16 protein-coding genes and 2 tRNA genes are annotated in these 19,192 nt (G+C 55.0%); 14 read left to right on the top strand and 4 right to left on the bottom strand.

What is annotated here, in order from left to right; genetic code table 11:
* Positions 1–36: 36 nt before the first annotated feature.
* A complete protein-coding gene (gene secG / locus CSE01S_RS19000) occupies positions 37–369 on the top strand; it encodes a preprotein translocase subunit SecG (protein WP_042291843.1) in 333 nt (110 codons plus the stop codon).
* A 9-nt stretch (positions 370–378) separates the two neighbouring features.
* A tRNA-Leu gene (locus CSE01S_RS18995) sits at positions 379–465 on the top strand.
* Between the two features lie 213 nt (positions 466–678).
* Here the strand turns inward: CSE01S_RS18995 and argG are convergent.
* Complete coding sequence (argG, locus tag CSE01S_RS18990) at positions 679–2,022, bottom strand: argininosuccinate synthase (protein ID WP_042291839.1); 1,344 nt, start codon at positions 2,020–2,022, stop codon at positions 679–681.
* A gap of 298 nt (positions 2,023–2,320) precedes the next feature.
* On the opposite strand from argG, the gene CSE01S_RS18985 reads away from it, so the two are divergent.
* The 12 genes from CSE01S_RS18985 to mtr all read left to right on the top strand — a co-directional run bounded on the left by CSE01S_RS18985 (position 2,321) and on the right by mtr (position 16,092).
* Positions 2,321–2,397: transfer RNA gene (locus CSE01S_RS18985), tRNA-Met, on the top strand.
* A gap of 207 nt (positions 2,398–2,604) precedes the next feature.
* Positions 2,605–3,057 (top strand): ribosome maturation factor RimP, encoded by a 453-nt coding sequence (gene rimP / locus CSE01S_RS18980; RefSeq protein WP_042292047.1) that lies wholly within the window; start codon positions 2,605–2,607, stop codon positions 3,055–3,057.
* A gap of 28 nt (positions 3,058–3,085) precedes the next feature.
* Positions 3,086–4,573, top strand: coding sequence for a transcription termination factor NusA (gene nusA / locus CSE01S_RS18975; RefSeq protein ID WP_042291836.1), 1,488 nt, complete (start codon positions 3,086–3,088; stop codon positions 4,571–4,573).
* Positions 4,574–4,597: 24 nt separating this feature from the next.
* Positions 4,598–7,279 (top strand): translation initiation factor IF-2, encoded by a 2,682-nt coding sequence (gene infB, locus CSE01S_RS18970; protein ID WP_042291835.1) that lies wholly within the window; start codon positions 4,598–4,600, stop codon positions 7,277–7,279.
* Between the two features lie 214 nt (positions 7,280–7,493).
* Positions 7,494–7,895: a 30S ribosome-binding factor RbfA gene (gene rbfA, locus CSE01S_RS18965; RefSeq protein WP_001040201.1), complete on the top strand. Its 402-nt coding sequence runs from the start codon at positions 7,494–7,496 to the stop codon at positions 7,893–7,895.
* Entirely contained in the window at positions 7,895–8,839 is a 945-nt protein-coding gene (gene truB / locus CSE01S_RS18960) for a tRNA pseudouridine(55) synthase TruB (protein WP_042291832.1), read from the top strand. Before rbfA ends, truB begins: the two co-directional genes overlap by 1 nt.
* Before the next feature lie 149 nt (positions 8,840–8,988).
* Positions 8,989–9,258, top strand: coding sequence for a 30S ribosomal protein S15 (rpsO, locus tag CSE01S_RS18955; protein WP_000059465.1), 270 nt, complete (start codon positions 8,989–8,991; stop codon positions 9,256–9,258).
* A gap of 245 nt (positions 9,259–9,503) precedes the next feature.
* Positions 9,504–11,639 (top strand): polyribonucleotide nucleotidyltransferase, encoded by a 2,136-nt coding sequence (gene pnp, locus CSE01S_RS18950; RefSeq protein ID WP_042291830.1) that lies wholly within the window; start codon positions 9,504–9,506, stop codon positions 11,637–11,639.
* A gap of 108 nt (positions 11,640–11,747) precedes the next feature.
* Positions 11,748–12,632 (top strand): lipoprotein NlpI, encoded by an 885-nt coding sequence (nlpI, locus tag CSE01S_RS18945; protein ID WP_042291827.1) that lies wholly within the window; start codon positions 11,748–11,750, stop codon positions 12,630–12,632.
* 105 nt (positions 12,633–12,737) lie between these two features.
* The gene (yrbN, locus tag CSE01S_RS23190) at positions 12,738–12,818 is read left to right on the top strand and encodes a protein YrbN (RefSeq protein WP_010723222.1); all 81 of its coding nucleotides are present in this window, start codon (positions 12,738–12,740) and stop codon (positions 12,816–12,818) included.
* Complete coding sequence (gene deaD, locus CSE01S_RS18940; protein WP_042291824.1) at positions 12,811–14,703, top strand: ATP-dependent RNA helicase DeaD; 1,893 nt, start codon at positions 12,811–12,813, stop codon at positions 14,701–14,703. Before yrbN ends, deaD begins: the two co-directional genes overlap by 8 nt.
* A 144-nt stretch (positions 14,704–14,847) precedes the next feature.
* The gene (gene mtr, locus CSE01S_RS18935) at positions 14,848–16,092 is read left to right on the top strand and encodes a tryptophan permease (RefSeq protein WP_042291821.1); all 1,245 of its coding nucleotides are present in this window, start codon (positions 14,848–14,850) and stop codon (positions 16,090–16,092) included.
* 43 nt (positions 16,093–16,135) lie between these two features.
* Here mtr and CSE01S_RS18930 read toward each other — a convergent pair whose 3' ends face one another.
* The 3 genes from CSE01S_RS18930 to ubiU all read right to left on the bottom strand — a co-directional run bounded on the left by CSE01S_RS18930 (position 16,136) and on the right by ubiU (position 19,106).
* Entirely contained in the window at positions 16,136–17,143 is a 1,008-nt protein-coding gene (locus CSE01S_RS18930; protein WP_042291820.1) for a luciferase-like monooxygenase, read from the bottom strand.
* Positions 17,144–17,223: 80 nt separating this feature from the next.
* Positions 17,224–18,102, bottom strand: coding sequence for a U32 family peptidase (locus CSE01S_RS18925; RefSeq protein WP_042291817.1), 879 nt, complete (start codon positions 18,100–18,102; stop codon positions 17,224–17,226).
* A gap of 8 nt (positions 18,103–18,110) precedes the next feature.
* On the bottom strand, positions 18,111–19,106 hold the full coding sequence (gene ubiU, locus CSE01S_RS18920; RefSeq protein WP_042291813.1) for a ubiquinone anaerobic biosynthesis protein UbiU: 996 nt from the start codon (positions 19,104–19,106) through the stop codon (positions 18,111–18,113).
* Positions 19,107–19,192: the final 86 nt, after the last annotated feature.

Here is a 19,192-nt window from a genome sequence, read left to right as displayed (position 1 = left end):
TTGGTATGCGGCAACTCCGCAAGGAACAGGTTGATTATGTACGAAGCTCTTTTGGTAGTTTTCCTTATTGTGGCAATTGGCCTTGTCGGTCTGATCATGCTGCAGCAAGGTAAAGGCGCTGATATGGGAGCCTCCTTCGGAGCAGGCGCTTCCGCTACGCTGTTTGGTTCAAGTGGTTCTGGTAACTTCATGACCCGAATGACGGCTGTGCTGGCGACGTTGTTCTTCATCATCAGTCTGGTGCTGGGCAATATCAACAGCAATAAGACCAATAAAGGAAGTGAGTGGGAAAATCTGAGCGCGCCGGCGAAAACCGAGCAAACTCAGCCTGCGGCTCCGGCTAAGCCGACCAGCGATATCCCACAATAAGATTTTCGTGCCGAGGTGGTGGAATTGGTAGACACGCTACCTTGAGGTGGTAGTGCCCAATAGGGCTTACGGGTTCAAGTCCCGTCCTCGGTACCAATATTCCGAAAGAAAGACGCTGAAAAGCGTCTTTTTTTTCGTCTTTTATTTATGACCCTTGCCGTCTGTGGTCATTTGCCTGCCGAATAGTGGTTGCGCCGATATTCAACATTATTCACGAAGCCTGATGGCGCCACGCTTATCCGGTATACAGGGTGACGCCACGTATAAAAAAGGCCGCAAACGCGGCCTGGTGAAAAGCATCTATTCCGATCACTTCGCTTTATTTTCCAGATTCTCTACCTGCGGCAGACCGGTCGCGGAAGAGGCGGTGAGCAAGCCAGACTGCGCATAGCCAAACAGCTTCTCACGGGTGTCGGTGATATCCAGATTACGCATAGTCAACTGACCGATACGATCGTCCGGTGAGAATACAGAGTCACCTTTTTCCATCGTCAGGCGTTCCGGTTTGTAGGTCAGATTCTCTGAAACGGTATTGAGGATGGAATAATCATTACCGCGGCGCAGTTCCAGCGTGACTTCACCGGTGATCTGGCTGGCGACCCAGCGTTGCAGACCGTCACGCAGCATCAGCGCCTGTGAGTCAAACCAGCGGCCCTGATACAGCAGGCGGCCCAACTGACGCCCGTGCGCATGATATTGCTCAATAGTGTCTTCATTATGAATGCCAGTCAGCAAACGTTCGTAGGCGATATGCAGCAGCGCCATCCCCGGGGCTTCATAAATACCGCGACTTTTCGCTTCAATGATACGGTTTTCAATCTGATCGCTCATGCCCAGACCATGACGGCCGCCGATACGGTTCGCTTCCAGCATCATCTCCACATCGTCGCTAAACGTTTTGCCGTTCAGCGCCACCGGATGCCCCTGTTCGAAACGTACGGTGACTTCTTCCGCCGGGATTTTCACGTTTTCGTCCCAGAACTTCACGCCCATGATCGGATTAACGATCTTCACGCTGGAGTTCAGAAACTCGAGGTCTTTGGCTTCGTGCGTCGCGCCGAGCATATTAGAGTCCGTGGAATACGCCTTTTCGACAGACATTTTGTAGTCGAAGCCGCAGGCGATCATAAATTCAGACATCTCGTGACGACCACCCAGCTCATCAATAAAGTCGGTATCCAGCCACGGTTTGTAAATCTGTAGCTCAGCGTTGGTCAGCAGACCGTAGCGGTAAAAACGCTCAATATCGTTTCCTTTATAGGTGCTGCCGTCACCCCAGATGTTCACGCCGTCTTCTTTCATCGCGGCAACCAGCATGGTGCCGGTTACTGCGCGGCCCAGTGGCGTGGTATTAAAATAGGTCAGGCCGCCAGTGGTGTTATGAAATGCGCCACACTGAATCGCCGCGATACCTTCGGCAACCAGCTGTTTACGGCAGTCAATCAGGCGAGCGTTCTCTGCACCGTATTCCATTGCGCGACGAGGAATCGCATCGTAATCGTCCTCATCTGGCTGACCCAGATTCGCAGTATATGCATATGGGACAGCCCCTTTTTGTCGCATCCACAGCAGTGCTGCGCTGGTGTCCAGTCCGCCGGAAAAAGCGATACCAATACGTTGACCTGCCGGAAGATGCTTGAGAATCGTCGTCATAAAATAAAACCCTGCTTGATAGACTGATGGTGAGATCGGCTTTCTGCTCTTATTGCATTTTTATGCAAAATAAATGAGTTTTCATTTAAACATCTTTTTCGCAAGACAGGAAGTGTTTCATGCGTTTTTCCACCATTCGCGGCGATGGCGTGTCGCGAGAGGATGCTGTTAACAAGGTTGACACAATGGGGGAGTAATCAATATAATAGCCGCAGATTTTACGTCCCGTCCTCGGTACCAAGTCCCAGCAGTATTTGCATCTTTTACCCAAAACGAGTAAAATTTGCCACGTTTCAGGCGCGGGGTGGAGCAGCCTGGTAGCTCGTCGGGCTCATAACCCGAAGGTCGTCGGTTCAAATCCGGCCCCCGCAACCACTTTCCCTTAGAGTTCTTTTTCAAATATACTGTGAAGACTTAGGCCTTCGTAGCTGGATTTGAAAAAAATTCTTTCGGAAGGTTCTCCAGACCGCAGTTGCGGTTATAGGGTTCAGTTATCTAAAGCCCCGATTTATCGGGGTTTTTTGTTATCTGACTACAGAATAACTGGGCTTTAGGCCCTTTTTTTATGTCTTGGGGGTGGGCTTGTCCACATTAGAGCAAAAATTAACAGAGATGATTACAGCGCCAGTTGAAGCCTTAGGTTACGAGCTGGTCGGCATCGAATTTATTCGCGGTCGCACATCCACACTGCGCATCTATATTGATAGTGAAGATGGCATCAATGTTGATGATTGTGCTGATGTGAGCCATCAGGTGAGCGCTGTACTGGACGTAGAAGATCCGATCACGGTGGCGTATAACCTGGAAGTCTCCTCACCGGGGCTCGACCGTCCGATGTTCACTGCTGAACACTACGCGCGTTTCCTGGGTGAAGACGTTTCGCTGGTACTCCGCATGGCGGTACAGAACCGCCGTAAATGGCAGGGCGTGATTAAAGCGGTGGATGGTGAAATGATTACCGTCACAGTCGAAGGAAAAGATGAAGTGTTCGCGCTGAGTAATATCCAGAAGGCGAACCTGGTTCCCCACTTTTAACAGTCTGGATTGAGGTGAAAAGCCCGCGATGAACAAAGAAATTTTGGCTGTTGTTGAAGCCGTATCCAACGAAAAGGCGCTGCCACGCGAGAAGATTTTTGAAGCGCTGGAAAGTGCGCTGGCTACAGCAACTAAGAAAAAATATGAACAAGAGATCGACGTTCGCGTAGAAATCGATCGTAAAAGCGGTGATTTCGATACCTTCCGTCGCTGGCTGATTGTTGAAGAAGTAACCCAGCCGACGAAAGAGATTACGCTCGAAGCGGCGCGTTTTGAAGACGAAAGCCTGAACCTGGGCGACTACGTTGAAGATCAGATCGAATCTGTCACCTTTGACCGTATCACCACCCAGACGGCAAAACAGGTTATCGTACAGAAAGTACGTGAAGCCGAACGCGCGATGGTTGTCGATCAGTTCCGTGAACACGAAGGTGAAATCATCACCGGCGTAGTGAAGAAAGTGAACCGCGACAACATCTCACTGGATCTCGGAAATAATGCTGAAGCCGTGATCCTGCGTGAAGATATGCTGCCGCGTGAAAACTTCCGTCCGGGCGACCGTATCCGCGGCGTACTGTATGCAGTCCGTCCGGAAGCGCGCGGTGCGCAACTGTTCGTTACCCGCTCCAAACCGGAAATGCTGGTCGAATTGTTCCGCATTGAAGTGCCGGAAATTGGCGAAGAAGTGATCGAAATTAAAGCGGCGGCTCGCGATCCGGGTTCCCGTGCGAAAATCGCGGTGAAAACCAACGACAAGCGTATCGACCCGGTCGGCGCCTGCGTAGGTATGCGTGGCGCGCGCGTTCAGGCGGTGTCGACCGAACTGGGCGGCGAGCGTATTGATATCGTTCTGTGGGACGATAATCCGGCGCAGTTCGTCATTAACGCAATGGCGCCTGCTGACGTCGCGTCTATCGTGGTGGATGAAGACAAACACACCATGGATATCGCCGTCGAAGCGGGTAATCTGGCGCAAGCGATTGGACGTAACGGTCAGAACGTCCGTCTGGCTTCGCAACTGAGCGGCTGGGAACTCAACGTAATGACCGTTGATGACCTGCAGGCAAAACATCAGGCTGAAGCCCACGCCGCCATCGATACCTTCACCAAATATCTCGATATTGATGAAGAGTTCGCAACAGTTCTGGTTGAAGAAGGTTTCGCAACCCTGGAAGAGCTGGCCTACGTGCCAATGAAAGAACTGCTGGAAATCGACGGCCTTGACGAGCCGACCGTTGAAGCGCTGCGCGAGCGCGCTAAAAACGCACTGACCACTCTGGCACTGGCCCAGGAAGAAAGCCTCGGTGATAACAAACCGACTGACGATCTGCTGAATCTCGACGGTATGGATCGTGAACTGGCCTTCAAACTGGCTGCCCGTGGTGTTTGTACGCTGGAAGATCTCGCCGAACAGGGCATTGATGATCTGGCTGATATCGAAGGGTTGACCGACGAAAAAGCCGGAGAGCTGATTATGGCTGCCCGTAATATTTGCTGGTTCGGTGACGAAGCGTAATAAACTGTAGCAGGAAGGAACAGCATGACAGATGTAACCGTAAAAACGTTGGCCGCAGAGATACAGACCTCCGTGGAACGCCTGGTACAGCAATTTGCTGATGCCGGTATCCCGAAGTCTGCTGATGACTCTGTGTCCGCACAAGAAAAACAGACCTTACTGGCGCACCTGAACCGTGAAAACGGTTCAGGTCCGGATAAGCTGACGCTGCAACGTAAAACGCGTAGCACCCTGAACATTCCTGGTACCGGTGGAAAAAGCAAATCGGTACAAATCGAAGTCCGCAAGAAGCGCACATTTGTGAAACGCGACCCGCAAGAGGCTGAACGTCTCGCCGCGGAGGAGCAAGCGCAGCGTGAAGCGGAAGAGCAAGCCCGTCGTGAGGCAGAAGAAGCAGCCAAACGCGAGGCGCAACAAAAAGCTGAACGTGAGGCCGCAGAACAAGCTAAGCGTGACGCCGCTGAAAAAGCGAAACGTGAAGCTGCGGAAAAAGACAAAGTGAGCAATCAACAGACTGACGATATGACCAAAACCGCCCAGGCCGAAAAAGCCCGCCGTGAAAATGAAGCTGCTGAGCTGAAGCGTAAAGCGGAAGAAGAAGCGCGCCGCAAGCTTGAAGAAGAAGCGCGTCGCGTAGCGGAAGAAGCTCGCCGTATGGCGGAAGAAAATAAATGGACGGATAACACTGAGCCAACTGAAGACACCAGTGATTATCACGTCACCACTTCTCAGCATGCCCGCCAGGCTGAAGACGAGAACGATCGTGAAGTTGAAGGCGGCCGTGGCCGCGGTCGCAACACGAAAGCGGCCCGTCCGGCGAAGAAAGGCAACAAGCACGCTGAGTCTAAAGCCGATCGCGAAGAAGCGCGCGCAGCGGTTCGTGGCGGTAAAGGCGGCAAGCGTAAAGGTTCCGCGCTGCAGCAGAGCTTCCAGAAGCCAGCGCAAGCCGTTAACCGTGACGTTGTGATTGGCGAAACCATCACCGTTGGCGAACTGGCGAACAAGATGGCGGTGAAAGGCTCTCAGGTCATCAAAGCGATGATGAAACTGGGCGCAATGGCCACCATTAACCAGGTCATCGACCAGGAAACCGCGCAGCTGGTTGCCGAAGAGATGGGCCACAAAGTGATCCTGCGTCGTGAAAACGAGCTGGAAGAAGCGGTAATGAGCGACCGTGACACCGGCGCAGCGGCTGAACCGCGCGCACCGGTAGTGACCATCATGGGTCACGTTGACCACGGTAAAACCTCTCTGCTGGACTACATCCGTTCCACGAAAGTGGCCTCTGGCGAAGCGGGCGGCATTACCCAGCACATCGGTGCGTACCACGTTGAAACCGACAACGGCATGATCACCTTCCTGGATACCCCGGGTCACGCCGCGTTTACCTCCATGCGTGCGCGTGGCGCCCAGGCAACGGATATCGTGGTTCTGGTTGTTGCCGCAGACGACGGCGTGATGCCGCAGACCATTGAAGCTATCCAGCACGCGAAAGCGGCGGGTGTGCCGGTGGTGGTTGCAGTGAACAAAATCGATAAGCCGGAAGCGGATCCGGATCGCGTGAAGAATGAACTGTCCCAGTACGGCATTCTGCCGGAAGAGTGGGGCGGTGAAAGCCAGTTCGTCCACGTATCGGCAAAAGCCGGTACGGGCATCGACGAGCTGCTGGATGCGATTCTGCTGCAAGCCGAAGTACTTGAGCTGAAAGCGGTACGTAAAGGCATGGCGAGCGGCGCGGTCATCGAATCCTTCCTGGATAAAGGACGTGGCCCGGTTGCTACCGTTCTGGTTCGCGAAGGTACCCTGCATAAAGGCGATATTGTGCTGTGTGGCTTCGAATATGGCCGCGTTCGTGCGATGCGTAACGAACTGGGTCAGGAAGTGCTGGAAGCGGGTCCGTCGATTCCGGTGGAAATCCTCGGTCTGTCCGGCGTACCGGCTGCGGGTGATGAAGTGACCGTGGTGCGTGACGAGAAGAAAGCGCGTGAAGTTGCACTGTACCGTCAGGGCAAATTCCGTGAAGTCAAACTGGCGCGTCAGCAGAAATCGAAACTCGAGAACATGTTCGCCAACATGACCGAAGGCGAAGTTCACGAAGTGAATATCGTGCTGAAGGCCGACGTACAGGGCTCTGTGGAAGCGATCTCCGACTCCTTGCTGAAACTGTCTACGGACGAAGTGAAAGTGAAGATCATCGGTTCCGGCGTGGGCGGTATCACCGAAACCGACGCGACCCTGGCGGCAGCATCCAACGCAATTCTGGTTGGCTTCAACGTACGTGCCGATGCGTCTGCGCGCAAAGTGATTGAAGCGGAAAACCTGGATCTGCGTTACTACTCCGTCATCTATAACCTGATCGACGAAGTGAAAGCGGCGATGAGCGGTATGCTGTCTCCGGAACTGAAACAGCAGATTATTGGTCTGGCTGAAGTGCGTGATGTGTTCAAATCACCGAAATTCGGTGCGATCGCGGGTTGTATGGTTACCGAAGGGACCATCAAACGTCACAACCCGATCCGCGTTCTGCGCGACAACGTGGTTATCTACGAAGGCGAGCTGGAATCCCTGCGCCGCTTCAAAGATGACGTCAACGAAGTCCGTAACGGTATGGAATGTGGCATCGGCGTGAAGAACTACAATGACGTTCGCGTCGGCGATATGATCGAAGTGTTCGAGATTATCGAGATCCAACGTACCATCGCATAATCTTCGTCGTCTTTCGGGCCGCAACTGCGTTGGCTACGAGTGTTCACCCCGGTCACATAGTTATCTATGCTCCCGGGGATTCACACTCTTGCCGCCTTGTTGCAACCCAAAATACTTAGAAGATAATTTTGCGTAGGCCGGGTAAGCGAAGCGCCACCCGGCATGAATTTCAAAAGGGGGCTGATTGCTCCCTTTTTTGTCTGGAGAATTGATTATGGCGAAAGAATTTGGTCGCCCGCAGCGCGTGGCGCAGGAAATGCAAAAAGAGATCGCAATTATCCTGCAACGCGAAATTAAAGATCCGCGCCTGGGCATGATGACGACCGTTTCCGGTGTCGAAATGTCCCGCGATCTGGCGTATGCCAAAGTGTACGTCACTTTCCTGAACGACAAAGATGAAGACGCAGTGAAAGCGGGCATCAAAGCGTTGCAGGAAGCCTCCGGTTTTATCCGTTCCCTGCTGGGTAAGGCAATGCGCCTGCGGATCGTGCCGGAACTGACCTTCTTCTACGACAACTCGCTGGTCGAAGGGATGCGCATGTCTAACCTGGTGACCAACGTGGTAAAACATGACGAAGAGCGTCGTGTGAACCCGGACGACAGCAAGGAGGACTAATGAGTCGTCCTCGTCGTCGTGGTCGCGACATTCACGGTGTCCTGCTGCTGGACAAGCCGCAGGGCATGTCCAGCAATGATGTCCTGCAGAAAGTAAAGCGCATTTATAACGCCAACCGCGCCGGACACACCGGTGCGCTGGATCCGCTGGCGACCGGTATGCTGCCGATTTGCCTCGGAGAAGCGACAAAGTTTTCGCAATATCTGCTGGATTCTGACAAGCGCTATCGTGTGATTGCCCGTCTCGGGCAGCGAACGGACACCTCCGATGCCGACGGGCAAATCGTGCAGGAGCGTCCGGTAACGTTTACCCCTGAGCAGCTTGCCGCCGCGCTGGATACCTTTCGTGGCGACATTGAACAGATCCCATCGATGTACTCGGCGCTCAAGTATCAGGGCAAAAAGCTCTACGAATACGCGCGTCAGGGGATAGAAGTACCGCGGGAAGCCCGACCGATAACGGTTTACGAACTGCTGTTTATTCGCCAGGAAGGCAATGAACTGGAGCTGGAAGTGCACTGCTCGAAAGGCACCTACATCCGCACCATCATCGACGATCTTGGCGAAGCGCTGGGCTGCGGGGCGCATGTCACCTATCTGCGCCGCCTGACGGTAAGCAACTATCCGGTTGATCGGATGGTGACGCTGGAACAACTGCGTGAGCGAGTGGCGCAAGCCGAGCAGCAGGGCATTCCGGCGGCGCAACTGCTGGATCCGCTGCTGATGCCAATGGACAGTCCGGCCTCGGACTACCCGGTCGTTAATCTGCCGTTAACCTCCTCGGTTTACTTTAAAAATGGTAATCCGGTACGCACCGCGGGCGCGCCGCTGGACGGGCTGGTCCGCGTGACGGAAGGGGATGACGGTAAGTTTATTGGCATGGGCGAGATCGACGACGAAGGCCGCGTGGCGCCTCGTCGGTTAGTGGTGGAATACCCAGCCTGATGCGGGTTCGTCTTGCGATAAGCAGGCGCTACGAGTAGAATACTGGCGCTTAACGTCGCGTAAATTTTTTAACAGTTTACGCGATGTACACTGGGACTGCTGAATTAGAGATCGGCGTCCTTTCATTCTTAATACTTTGGAGTTTTAAAATGTCTCTAAGTACTGAAGCTACAGCTAAAATCGTTTCTGAGTTCGGTCGTGACGCAAACGACACCGGTTCTACCGATGTTCAGGTTGCTCTGTTGACTGCACAGATTAACCACCTGCAGGGTCACTTTGCAGAGCACAAAAAAGATCACCACAGCCGTCGTGGTCTGCTGCGCATGGTTTCTCAGCGTCGTAAACTGCTCGACTACCTGAAACGTAAAGATGTTGCACGCTACACCGCGCTGATCGAGCGTCTGGGTCTGCGTCGCTAATTCTTGCGAGTTTCAAAAAAGGGGGCCTTCATGGCCCCTTTTTTCAAGCAGATGGCAGCAATTCACGGGAAACTATTGTATTGTTGCTATGAATGATCTTCCGTTGCAGAGGTTCGCGCGGCTAATGAGAGGCTTTACCCAATATCATGCGGGTTAGGGTTGTCATTAGTCGCGAGGATGCGCAGAAGATCGGGTCTTAACGGCGACTCAGCATAGGGTCGCCAGAATCAGGAAAGGATATTATTTTGCTTAATCCGATCGTTCGTAAATTCCAGTACGGTCAACATACCGTTACGCTGGAAACTGGCATGATGGCGCGTCAGGCCACTGCCGCTGTTATGGTTAGCATGGATGACACTGCGGTATTCGTTACCGTTGTGGGCCAGAAAAAAGCCAAACCAGGTCAGGACTTCTTCCCGCTGACCGTCAACTATCAGGAGCGTACCTACGCTGCTGGTCGTATTCCGGGTAGCTTCTTCCGTCGTGAAGGCCGCCCGAGCGAAGGTGAAACCCTGATCGCGCGTCTGATTGACCGCCCGGTTCGCCCGCTGTTCCCGGAAGGCTTTGTCAACGAAGTCCAGGTTATCGCGACCGTGGTTTCCGTTAACCCGCAGGTTAACCCGGATATCGTTGCGATGATCGGCGCCTCTGCCGCGCTGTCCCTGTCCGGCATTCCGTTCAACGGCCCGATTGGCGCCGCGCGTGTAGGCTACATTAATGACCAGTACGTACTGAACCCGACGCAGGACGAACTGAAAGAGAGCAAGCTGGATCTGGTTGTTGCCGGTACTGAAGCGGCTGTGCTGATGGTTGAATCCGAAGCGGAACTGCTGAGCGAAGACCAGATGCTGGGCGCGGTGGTGTTCGGTCACGAACAGCAGCAGGTGGTTATCCAGGCGATCAACGATCTGGTGAAAGAAGCCGGTAAACCGCGCTGGGACTGGCAGCCGGAAGCCGTAAACGAAGCGCTGAACGCGCGCGTTGCTGCTCTGGCCGAGTCTCGTCTGAGCGACGCTTACCGCATCACCGACAAGCAGGAGCGTTACGCTCAGGTAGACGTGATCAAATCTGAAACCATCGATGCGTTGCTGGCGGAAGACGACACTCTGGACGCTAACGAGCTGGGTGAAATTCTGCACGCCATCGAGAAAAACGTTGTCCGTAGCCGCGTGCTGGCAGGCGAACCGCGTATCGATGGTCGTGAAAAAGATATGATTCGTGGTCTGGACGTGCGCACTGGCGTACTGCCGCGTACTCACGGTTCCGCACTGTTCACCCGTGGTGAAACTCAGGCGCTGGTTACCGCGACGCTGGGGACTGCCCGCGACGCGCAGGTGCTTGATGAACTGATGGGCGAGCGCACCGACAGCTTCCTGTTCCACTACAACTTCCCTCCGTACTCCGTCGGCGAAACCGGCATGGTCGGTTCTCCGAAACGTCGTGAAATCGGCCACGGTCGTCTGGCGAAGCGCGGCGTGCTGGCGGTTATGCCGGACATGGATAAATTCCCGTACACCGTGCGTGTGGTATCGGAAATCACGGAGTCCAACGGTTCTTCCTCCATGGCTTCCGTGTGTGGCGCGTCTCTGGCGCTGATGGACGCAGGCGTGCCGATCAAAGCCGCCGTAGCGGGTATCGCGATGGGTCTGGTGAAAGAAGGCGACAACTTTGTTGTCCTGTCTGACATTTTGGGCGACGAAGATCACCTGGGCGATATGGACTTCAAAGTAGCGGGTTCCCGCGACGGTATCTCTGCGCTGCAGATGGATATCAAAATTGAAGGTATCACCAAAGAGATCATGCAGGTTGCGCTGAACCAGGCTAAGGGTGCGCGTCTGCACATCCTCGGCGTGATGGAACAGGCGATCAACGCGCCGCGCGGCGACATCTCAGAATTCGCTCCGCGTATCCACACCATCAAGATCAACCCGGACAAGATCAAAGATGTGATCGGTAAGGGCGGTTCTGTGATCCGTGCGCTGACCGAAGAGACCGGCACCACCATCGAAATCGAAGACGACGGTACAGTGAAGATCGCCGCGACTGACGGTGACAAAGCGAAACACGCGATTCGCCGCATCGAAGAGATCACCGCTGAAATCGAAGTGGGTCGTATCTACAATGGTAAAGTGACCCGTATCGTTGACTTTGGCGCGTTTGTTGCCATCGGCGGCGGTAAAGAAGGTCTGGTCCACATCTCTCAGATCGCTGATAAGCGCGTTGAGAAAGTGACCGATTACCTGCAGATGGGACAGGAAGTACCGGTTAAAGTTCTGGAAGTTGACCGCCAGGGCCGCGTACGTCTGAGCATCAAAGAAGCCACTGAGCAGTCCCAGCCAGCTGCTGCGCCGGAAGCGCCAGCCAGCGAACAGGGCGAGTAAGGTTGTTTTTGCCCTCCGCTTTGCGGAGGGCGTTTAACCTGGCAGGACGCCTTGTTGAGCCGCCGGTGGACAGGACGTTCAGTTAATCGTTGTCTTCGGGAGTGGGAAATGAAGCCTTTTTTGCGCTGGTGTTTCGTAGCGACAGCACTCACGCTGGCAGGATGCAGTAACTCCGCCTGGCGTAAGAGTGAAGTCCTCGCAGTACCATTGCAACCGACTTTGCAGCAGGAAGTGATTCTGGCACGCATGGAACAAATCCTTGCCAGTCGGGCTTTAACCGATGACGAACGCGCGCAGCTTTTATATGAGCGCGGAGTGTTGTATGATAGTCTCGGTCTGAGGGCATTAGCGCGAAATGATTTTTCACAAGCGCTGGCAATCCGACCGGATATGCCTGAAGTATTCAATTACTTAGGTATATATTTAACGCAGGCAGGCAATTTTGATGCTGCCTATGAAGCGTTTGATTCTGTACTTGAGCTTGATCCAACTTACAACTACGCGCACTTAAATCGCGGTATCGCATTGTATTACGGCGGTCGCGACAAGTTAGCGCAAGATGATCTGCTGGCGTTTTATCAAGACGATCCCAATGATCCTTTCCGCAGCCTGTGGCTTTATCTCGCTGAGCAGAAGCTCGATGAGAAGCAGGCGAAAGAAGCGTTAAAACAGCGCTTCGAGAAATCGGATAAAGAACAATGGGGATGGAACATTGTCGAGTTCTACCTGGGCGACATTAGCGAATCCACGCTAATGGAAAAGCTTAAGGCAGACGCAACGGATAACACCTCGCTCGCTGAGCATCTCAGTGAAACCAACTTCTATTTAGGTAAGTACTACCTAAGTCTGGGGGATTTGGACAGCGCTACGGCTCTGTTCAAACTGGCGGTGGCTAACAACGTTCATAACTTTGTTGAGCACCGATATGCATTGTTGGAATTATCGCTCCTGGGCCAGGACCAAGATGACCTGGCAGAATCGGACCAGCAATAGCTGACGTACACATCAGCCCGTAATCTTATTGATTGCCATCACCTTCACGGGTGAGGGCGTTGTTGTTCGTTAATACACCTACTTTGAGCCGGTTCACACTTTTCAATGAAAATTGCAGATCAATTTCATGATGAGTTATGTAGACTGGCCGCCATTAATTTTGAGGCACACGTACTACATGGCTGAATTCGAAACCACTTTTGCAGATCTGGGCCTGAAGGCTCCTATCCTTGAAGCCCTTAACGATCTGGGTTACGAAAAACCATCTCCAATCCAGGCAGAGTGCATTCCGCATCTGCTGGGTGGTCGCGATGTTCTGGGTATGGCCCAGACCGGTAGCGGCAAAACCGCAGCGTTCTCTTTACCGCTGCTCAACAATCTTGATCCTGAGCTGAAGGCACCTCAGATTCTGGTGCTGGCACCGACCCGCGAACTGGCGGTTCAGGTTGCTGAAGCCATGACAGATTTCTCTAAACATATGCGCGGCGTAAACGTGGTAGCCCTGTACGGCGGCCAGCGTTATGACGTGCAGTTACGCGCCCTGCGTCAGGGGCCGCAGATCGTCGTCGGTACGCCGGGTCGTCTGCTTGATCACTTAAAACGCGGTACCCTTGACCTGTCTCGCCTGAGCGGTCTGGTACTGGACGAAGCCGATGAGATGCTGCGTATGGGCTTCATCGAGGACGTCGAAACTATCATGGCGCAGATCCCGGAAGGTCATCAGACCGCGCTGTTCTCGGCCACCATGCCGGAAGCGATTCGTCGCATTACCCGCCGCTTTATGAAAGAGCCGCAGGAAGTGCGCATTCAATCCAGCGTGACAACCCGTCCTGACATCAGCCAGAGTTACTGGACCGTCTGGGGCATGCGTAAAAACGAAGCGCTGGTGCGTTTCCTGGAAGCAGAAGATTTTGATGCGGCGATTATCTTCGTTCGTACCAAAAACGCGACCCTGGAAGTGGCGGAAGCGCTGGAGCGTAACGGCTATAACAGTGCCGCGCTGAACGGTGACATGAACCAGGCGCTGCGTGAGCAGACGCTGGAACGCCTGAAAGATGGTCGTCTGGACATCCTGATCGCGACCGACGTTGCCGCCCGTGGCCTGGACGTTGAGCGTATCAGCCTGGTCGTCAACTACGACATCCCGATGGATTCCGAGTCTTACGTTCACCGTATCGGCCGTACGGGCCGCGCCGGTCGTGCGGGTCGCGCGCTGCTGTTCGTTGAGAACCGCGAGCGTCGTCTGCTGCGTAACATCGAACGCACCATGAAGCTGACCATTCCGGAAGTGGAACTGCCGAACGCAGAGCTGCTGGGCAAACGCCGTCTGGAAAAATTCGCCGCGAAAGTACAGCAACAGCTGGAAAGCAGCGACCTGGATCAGTACCGTGCGCTGCTGGCGAAAATCCAGCCGACCGAAGAAGGCGAAGAGCTGGATCTCGAAACGCTGGCCGCTGCGCTGCTGAAAATGGCGCAGGGTGAACGTACCCTGATCGTTCCGCCGGATGCGCCAATGCGTCCTAAGCGTGAGTTCCGCGACCGCGATGACCGTGGTCCGCGTGACCGCAACGATCGTGGTCCGCGTGGCGACCGAGAAGATCGTCCGCGTCGTGAACGTCGCGACGTAGGTGATATGCAGCTGTACCGCATTGAAGTGGGCCGTGATGATGGCGTGGAAGTGCGTCATATCGTGGGTGCGATTGCCAACGAAGGTGATATCAGCAGCCGTTACATTGGTAACATCAAGCTGTTCGCTTCTCACTCCACCATTGAACTGCCGAAAGGCATGCCGGGAGAAGTGCTGCAGCACTTTACGCGTACCCGCATCCTGAACAAGCCGATGAACATGCAGCTGCTGGGCGATGCACAGCCGCACACTGAACGTCGTGGCGGTGGTCGTGGCTTCGGTGGCGAACGCCGTGAAGGCGGTCGTGGCGAAGGTCGCGGTTTCGGCGGCGAGCGTCGCGAAGGCGGTCGCGGTGATGGACGTCGCTTCAGCGGCGAGCGTCGCGAAGGTCGTGCTCCACGTCGTGAAGAGGGTTCAAGCCGTCGCCGTTTTGGTGACGCGTAAATCCCGCGCTGACTAACGTAAAGTAAAAGATACAGGCCCCGATAAAATTATCGGGGCTTTTTTTATTCCCTTTGTACTATTGTACTGGTACAGTGCAGCGTATTAAAATTCAGTCGCAAAAGAATTCACTGGAGATCGGGCTGTATGGCAACACTAACCACCACCCAAACGTCACCGTCGCTGCTTGGCGGCGTGGTGATCATCGGCGGCACTATTATTGGCGCAGGGATGTTCTCTCTGCCGGTGGTTATGGCAGGTAGCTGGTTTTTCTGGTCCATGGCAGCGCTGGTCTTTACCTGGTTTTGCATGCTGCATTCCGGGCTGATGATCCTTGAAGCCAACCTGAACTACCGTATTGGCGCCAGCTTTGACACCATCACCAAAGACCTGCTGGGTAAAGGCTGGAACGTGGTCAACGGCATTTCGATAGCCTTTGTGCTTTATATTCTGACCTATGCCTACATTTCGGCGAGCGGCTCGATTCTGCATCACACCTTCGCTGAAATGTCGCTGAATGTGCCAGCTCGGGCGGCAGGCTTCGGCTTTGCGCTGTTGGTGGCGTTTGTGGTGTGGATGAGTACAAAAGCAGTAAGCCGGATGACGGCAATTGTACTGGGCGCGAAGGTGATCACCTTCTTCCTGACTTTCGGCAGCCTGCTTGGGCACGTCAACCCAACCACGCTGTTTAACGTCGCGGAAAGCAACGCCACCTATACGCCGTACCTGCTGATGACGCTGCCGTTTTGTCTGGCGTCATTTGGCTACCACGGTAACGTGCCGAGCCTGATGAAGTACTACGGCAAAGATCCGCGCACGATTGTGAAGTGTCTGGTCTACGGTACGCTGCTGGCGTTGGTGCTGTACAGCGTCTGGCTGCTGGGGACGATGGGCAATATCCCACGTCCGGAATTTATCGGCATTGCGCAGAAGGGCGGCAATATTGATGTGCTGGTGCAGGCGCTGAGCGGCGTACTGAACAGCCGCAGTCTGGATCTGCTGCTGGTAGTCTTCTCCAACTTCGCGGTGGCGAGTTCGTTCCTCGGCGTCACGCTTGGTCTGTTTGATTATCTTGCGGATCTGTTTGGCTTTGACGACTCAGCGATGGGGCGTTTCAAAACCGCGCTGCTGACCTTTGTTCCGCCGGTGGTGGGCGGCCTGCTGTGGCCGAACGGATTCCTGTACGCGATTGGCTACGCAGGTCTGGCGGCGACGATCTGGGCGGCGATTGTCCCGGCGCTGCTGGCGCGTAAATCACGTGAACGCTTCGGTAGCCCAACATTCCGCGTCTGGGGCGGCAAACCGATGATTGCGCTGATCCTGGTGTTCGGCGTGGGCAACGCGCTGGTGCATATCCTGTCGAGCTTTAATTTATTGCCGGTGTATCAATAGCGATAATGCCCGGCAGGCGTAGCGCCACCGGGCAAACCCCTGTTTACCCCACCAGTTCTTCTTTCACCTGCATGGCAAGATCGAAGGAGTGCAGACGCGCCTGATGATCGAAAATCTGGCCATTAACCATAATCTCATCGGCCTGCGTTTCCCGCAGAATGGATTCCAGACCGTGGCGGACTTTCGCTTTATCCCCCACCAGCGACATGCTCAGCGCCTGTTGTACGCCGTACTGTTCTGACGGCGACCAGAACTGATCCATATTCTGAATGGGCGGCGGAAGCTGGCCCGTTTCGCCACGGCGAAGTTTCACAAACGCCTGCTGCATTGAGGTAAACAGATATTCCGCATCACGGGTGCTGTCGGCGGCGATGATATTAATGCACACCATCGCGTACGGTTTTTCCAGTCGCGCGGAGGGTTTGAACTGAGTACGGTACAGATGTAGCGCCTGGAATAGCATATCCGGCGCGAAGTGCGAGGCGAACGCAAACGGCAGACCAAGCTGCGCCGCCAGCTGCGCGCTGTACAGGCTGGAACCCAACAGCCACACCGGGATCTGTTCGCCGTAGCCGGGCACCGGACGTACTTGCGGGTTGGGGTGGCAGGCGTCAAACCACTCCACCAGCTCCGCCACGTCGCGCGGGAAGTTATCGATATCGCCGCCCATATGACGACGCAGCGCGCGCATCGTGGGCTGATCGCTACCCGGTGCGCGGCCGAGACCCAAATCAATGCGCCCCGGATACAGGGTGTTGAGCGTGCCGAACTGCTCGGCAATCACCAGCGGTGAATGGTTGGGTAGCATCACGCCGCCGGACCCCAGATGCAACGTGCTGGTATTCGCCGCCAGGTAACCAATCAGCACCGAGGTTGCCGCACTGGCGATGCCGGTCATGTTGTGGTGTTCCGCCAGCCAGTAGCGATGATAGCCGCGCTTTTCCGCCAGACGCGCGAGGTCCAGCGAGTGTGAGAATGCCTCTTTGGCCGAGGCCCCTTCAGGGATCGGCGCCAGATCCAGCACCGAGAATGGAATGGTTTTGTCAGTCATAACGGCTCACTTTGTTCCGGTTAATCTTGTCATACTGCATTAAAGATTAGCGAATGTTGTTAACAAAGTGAGCTGTTTTATCAGGCTTCCAGCGTCAGCCCGGCGAGCCGCTTCCAGTAGCCGTTGCAATCGCTGTGCGCAGCGAGCGGCAGCGGCGACGCGCCGTTTTCGTTGGCGCGGAAGGCGTCCAGCATGGCGAACGTCCCGGTGTCGAGCGGCGACAAACGAACGATATCCACCAGTCCCTGCATCGACGTCAGTTCGTTACCAAGGTTATAGACATAGCCGCTCATGGTCTGAATGCCATTCAGTACAAACACCTGCTGATTCTCCTGGGAGAGCACGTCGCGGCCATTCGGATAGTTGATGCAGCAGGTTTCACACTCATCTTTCGGGCGATCTTCCGAACGGGCGGTAAAGCAGCGAGCGGAATAAGCCAGCGGCAAATGGCCGTAGCTCAGCACCTCGACTTCAAACTGGTTGCGAATGCCCAGCTCATCGCACTGTTCCAGCAGGTTAGCTAGCCAGTCGCGGGAAAGCTCCACCGGCATACACCAGCGTACCATTCCCTGTTTGAGCAGCAGACGCAGCGTTACCGCGTTATAGCAGTTCAGCGCATGTCCGGCGACAAACGGCAGCTTGCGCTCGGCGCACATGTTTACCACGCCGAGATCGCTCGCTTCCAGCAAAAACTCGCCGTTTTCCACGTAGCGTTTCAGTTCGTTCAGCTCAGACGAGGCCTGCACCAGCGCCAGCGTCGAAAGCACCACCTGCTTGCCGCTGCCGGCGAGCGATTTCGCCATCTCCAGCCAGTCGCCCACTTTAGTGGCGCGGCGTTTGCTGCACACCGCTTCACCCAGATAAATCACGTCAGCGCTGCTTTGCGCCGCCTGTTGATAAAAATCTTCCAGTGTTTCTTTCGGCCAGTAATAAAGCACCGGCCCCAGGGAATATTTCATTGCTTCTCTCACTGCCATTTCCGGTGATACGCGCCAAGCGTGGTCTGGGTGCCTTCGGACATCGCGCCGAGCGTCTCCATCCATGCGCTTTGCGGCACAAAGTTTTGCGGGTCGGCCAGACAGCGGTCGATCGCCTGACGCCACACTTTCGCCACCTGGCTTACGTATGCCGGGCTGCGCTGGCGTCCTTCGATTTTCACCGACGCAATGTTCGCCGCCAGCAGTTCCGGCAGCAGTTCCAGCGTATTCAGGCTGGTGGGTTCTTCCAGCGCGTGATAGCGCTCGCCGCCGACGAGATAGCGGCCTTTACACAGTGTCGGATACCCGGCGTTTTCGCCGTCCTGGTAGCGGTCTATCAGCACATCGTTCAGGCGGGATTCCAGTCCCTGCCCGGTTTGCTGCCAGCGAACAAAACGGGCGGGGGAGCAGGCTCCTACCGTATTCGGCGATTCGCCGGTTAAATACGACGACAGGTAGCAGCGACCCTCCGCCATAATGCACAGGCTACCGAACGCAAAGACCTCGAGTGGTACTGGCGTGGCGCGGGCAAGTTGCTTCACCTGGTGAATGGACAGCACGCGGGGCAGCACCACACGTGCGACGTCGAAGTTGCGATGGTAGAAATTCACCGCTTCTTCGTTGGTCGCCGATGCCTGAACGGAGACATGGCGCTCAATATGCGGATAACGTTCTGCGGCATACTCAAGCATGGCCAGGTCGGCGAGGATCAGCGCGTCGGCGCCCAGTTGCGCCGCCATATCGACAGCGCGCTGCCAGCGGGCATAGCCGTCCGGATGCGCAAAGGTGTTGATGGCGATATGCAGCTTGCGGCGATGTTGATGGACAAAACTCACCGCTTCCTGCAGTTTCTTCTCGGTAAAGTTAAGGCCGGCGAAGTGACGGGCATTGGTATCATCTTTCATCCCGATATAGACGGCGTCAGCGCCGTTTTCGATGGCCGCCTTAAGCGCCGGGAGATTTCCGGCAGGGCAGAGCAGCTCCATAATTTATCCTGAAGATAGCGCCGCCTGGGACGCATAATTGTTAACGAACTGGGATTTTAGTTAACCTTGCTGCGACAATTTTTGAT

It is taken from the genome of Citrobacter sedlakii NBRC 105722, from assembly GCF_000759835.1.
GTDB lineage: Bacteria > Pseudomonadota > Gammaproteobacteria > Enterobacterales > Enterobacteriaceae > Citrobacter_A > Citrobacter_A sedlakii.
Note: the sequence above shows the minus strand (reverse complement) of the source record. Positions and strands in the feature narration are given on the sequence as shown.

Coding starts and splice junctions, on each gene's coding strand:
- secG (WP_042291843.1), top strand. CDS start 37: ATGTACGAAGCTCTTTTGGTAGTTTTCCTTATTGTGGCAATTGGCCTT.
- argG (WP_042291839.1), bottom strand. CDS start 2,022: ATGACGACGATTCTCAAGCATCTTCCGGCAGGTCAACGTATTGGTATC.
- nusA (WP_042291836.1), top strand. CDS start 3,086: ATGAACAAAGAAATTTTGGCTGTTGTTGAAGCCGTATCCAACGAAAAG.
- infB (WP_042291835.1), top strand. CDS start 4,598: ATGACAGATGTAACCGTAAAAACGTTGGCCGCAGAGATACAGACCTCC.
- rbfA (WP_001040201.1), top strand. CDS start 7,494: ATGGCGAAAGAATTTGGTCGCCCGCAGCGCGTGGCGCAGGAAATGCAA.
- truB (WP_042291832.1), top strand. CDS start 7,895: ATGAGTCGTCCTCGTCGTCGTGGTCGCGACATTCACGGTGTCCTGCTG.
- rpsO (WP_000059465.1), top strand. CDS start 8,989: ATGTCTCTAAGTACTGAAGCTACAGCTAAAATCGTTTCTGAGTTCGGT.
- nlpI (WP_042291827.1), top strand. CDS start 11,748: ATGAAGCCTTTTTTGCGCTGGTGTTTCGTAGCGACAGCACTCACGCTG.
- yrbN (WP_010723222.1), top strand. CDS start 12,738: ATGAAAATTGCAGATCAATTTCATGATGAGTTATGTAGACTGGCCGCC.
- deaD (WP_042291824.1), top strand. CDS start 12,811: ATGGCTGAATTCGAAACCACTTTTGCAGATCTGGGCCTGAAGGCTCCT.
- mtr (WP_042291821.1), top strand. CDS start 14,848: ATGGCAACACTAACCACCACCCAAACGTCACCGTCGCTGCTTGGCGGC.
- CSE01S_RS18930 (WP_042291820.1), bottom strand. CDS start 17,143: ATGACTGACAAAACCATTCCATTCTCGGTGCTGGATCTGGCGCCGATC.
- CSE01S_RS18925 (WP_042291817.1), bottom strand. CDS start 18,102: ATGAAATATTCCCTGGGGCCGGTGCTTTATTACTGGCCGAAAGAAACA.
- ubiU (WP_042291813.1), bottom strand. CDS start 19,106: ATGGAGCTGCTCTGCCCTGCCGGAAATCTCCCGGCGCTTAAGGCGGCC.